The sequence below is a fragment of the Streptomyces sp. CNQ329 genome, from assembly GCF_000482585.1.
On record NZ_AXVU01000124.1, the window covers coordinates 1 to 3041 of the forward strand.

Consider the following 3041-nt stretch of genomic DNA (forward strand, 5'->3'; position numbering starts at 1 on the left):
CGGGCCGCTGCCGGTGCGGCACGTCCTACGCGGCGGGCACGACGATCGCGAAGAACGGCACCGGCTGGGGCCACGTGGAGTGCGCCCAGGCGTGAGGGCTCGCCGTGGCTCCCTGAACCCCCCAGGCAGCCTCCGGGAACTCTTTCCACACCATGGCCGCACGTTTCTTCCAGCGTTGAGGGTGAGTTCTGGCCGCAGGCGACCTCACAGTTTCATCTGCCCTGGGGATACGCCGCTCGCCGTCCCCTTCTTGCCCTTCGAGGCAGGACGAAGTTCCGGAAGGTACTTGGCCAGCCGCATCGTAATCGTTTCGCGAAGGCGGCCAACTGAGCCTCCCGTTGCCAGTGCGGCTTCGGGAGAAACGTCCAAGGTGTAGTGACTAAGGGCGGCTGCGTCAGTCCCGATCACGCGCCAAAGGTTCAGTGCATTAGGGGACTGTGCCTGGGATTGTTCGATATCGAATACGTAGATCCACGCTGGTGGGTTGTTATCGGGCTGGTGACCGTCTTGTAGCAGACGCCACGTACCGTCCGTGTGCTGGATCAGGTCGGGACGACCGAGATGCCGTTGCCAGCTCTCCCAGACTGAGCGCGGGATCGCGAAGATGCACCCTGCGGAGGCGTCGTGCGCGCCGATCTGAAACTTGAACATCATCTGATAGAAGGTGCGCTTGAAAGCGTTCGCGATATTGGGCCCTTCAATTCCTTCCGCGAGCCATTGAGGGTGGGTTGCAACGCTCTGTCCAAACTCACCTTTGTGGGCATGACGCGCCCAGCGAAGAAGCTCGACCGACTTCTTGTACGTGCCGTGGAAGTCCATCGTCTGAATTTCAAAAATCCCGTACCGGCCCATGGTGAGCCCGCCAGCGGAGTCCGGCAATACCTCGATCATGGTTGCGTCAAAGGAGAATTCGGGTGATCGATCTGTGGGGCTGATAGAGATCTCCCCGCCGAGCTTGTTCTGGAAGTAGACGATCGATGGCCTTCCTTCGGCGACCCGTTTACGTAATTCGTCTGCTTCGTGCTTACCCGCCAGGATGGTGGCGGCGATGATGCTGACGTCATCGTTTACGGCATACCCAAAGAGTCGGTGTGCCGCATCCTGAAGCATCGAATCATCCAAGGCCCGAAACGGGCATGCCAGCCAGTCCTGACGCGGGCCGTTGCTTGTGCTGCTAATTGTGCAGACACCTTTGGAGTTCTTCCGCTTGACGCAGTCGGTATTCTTCCCGGTTGCCTTGGTGATGAATGGGCAACGCTCGGCCTCCTGGTCGCTGAGGCTCTCCGGTGTTTCTGAGACGACCGGAAAAACCCGATGCCCGAACCATTCGCCGATGACGTTATTCGCTACCTTGTTGCTGGCGTCTCCTCCAGACAACTGTTACTCACCTGCTCCGTCGTCGAGTGAAAGTTGCTGTTGTCCCAGCGCGGCAGCTGCGTTCCTGGCGGCGGCCTGACGGAAGGGCTCACTAAGTTCGAACCCGATAGCGTTCCGCCCTGTGGACGCAGCGACAGAAAGCGACCTACCAGTCCCACAGAACGGGTCAAGCACCGTCCCCCCGGGAGGGCATGAGGTCAGAATCCGCGGCTTGATGAGGTCGACTGGGAAAGTAGCAGAGTGGCCATCAGATCCGGATCGCGCACCGGTTCTGACCACATCGTTTGCGCCCGCTTCCGCTTCATCGACGTCGTAATAAACGACGTCTTGGGCTCCACCTTCGACTTCCTCGAACTCGTAGTAATATTTAGCGCGGCCTTCCTTGGGGCGTTTCACAAAGTGAAAGAAGTGTTCATGAGTTAGTCGGAGGCGATCCTTCTCCGGCCTCGGCGGGACATTCGGTTTGTGCCAGATCAAGTCATTACGCAAGATCCATCGCAGGTTTTGCATCGCAATGGCGAAGCGTGCAGGGATGAGTAGCATTTGCTTCTCCTGGCGATACCCGCCCATCGGCGTACGCCGCCGCGAACGCGGATTGTCGCCGAGACCCTGCCGGCCGTCGTGGCGAATGCTGGACCACCGGGCAAAGTAGGTGTCGCCGATGTTGATCCACATACTGCCCTGAGGTTTCAGTGCTGATGCGCTTAGCTGGAGGATTTCGACTAGGTGGCCGATGAACCACTCCGGAAGCGGCTCCAGCCCGAGCACCCCGCCATGGTTCCGGTACCACTCGTAGGGTGGCACATCGGTCTGCGCGCGCGAACTGTCCTCAGCTAGCCACTCCTTGAGGATCTCCTCGTTGTGATCTAGGCCGTAGCTCCGGAGGCCCCAGTAGGGTGGGGAGGTGATCAGCAGGTCGATGGACTCCGGAGGAAGGCCCGCCATGAGGTCATAGGCATCCCCACCAAGGACCTTGATCTGAGCAGCGTTCGGGCCATCGCTTGTCTCGGGTGTTGCGCTCTGAGTCATCTCTTCGATCTGTGCCACCACGCAGAGCAGCCTAGAGGTTGACTCTGACAGAGACGAACAGGTCGTCCGGAGGCAGGGCTGCGCTGTCCGCCAGTCCGTTACCTGTCAGGCGTGCCCACCTCAGCCGCGATCACGGCGTCCGCAACCTCGCTGATCGCCAAGGGACACGCACATGGGTGTTCTCACCTTCTGCGGCTTCAGGGTCGCCAGGGCATCGCCAGTCGCTGGGTCGGTGATGGTCAGGGTGGCCGTCGAGGCTCTATAGCTACCGGCAACTGCCACCGGTCCGAGCCCCATAGCGCCGTCTGCGACCACCAATGGAGGTGGGCTGGACGAGGCCCGCGGTTCTGGGCGAATGCGTTGAGTTCAGGCGGGAGGCGCCGTCGCTGATGAGGAGGGTGTGGAAGGTGTCCCTGCCACAGGCCCCGTTGGCGAGGGACGATGACGCGGCTGGCCAACCGGGCATTGTCCAGGCCGTGGGTGACATCCACGGTGATCTGGCCGGGCGCCATCCCGCAGAGCTGCGGAAGACTAGGTGCTGGCACCGCCCACGGCTCTCCGCTGCCCACGGCGGAGGACGCCCCGGCGCGGGCGGCGAAGGCCGCCGCCCCGAAGCGCCGTTCCGCCAAGGCGGG

General features: G+C 61.7%; 2 protein-coding genes. Both read right to left on the reverse strand.

Features of this window, described 5'->3' with window-relative positions:
• Positions 1-204: 204 nt before the first annotated feature.
• Positions 205-1377, reverse strand: a complete 1173-nt coding sequence (locus I003_RS0129225; protein WP_078564556.1) for a NotI family restriction endonuclease — start codon at positions 1375-1377, stop codon at positions 205-207.
• Between the two features lie 3 nt (positions 1378-1380).
• The gene (locus I003_RS35380) at positions 1381-2427 is read right to left on the reverse strand and encodes a DNA-methyltransferase (RefSeq protein WP_486584460.1); all 1047 of its coding nucleotides are present in this window, start codon (positions 2425-2427) and stop codon (positions 1381-1383) included.
• Positions 2428-3041 lie beyond the last annotated feature (614 nt).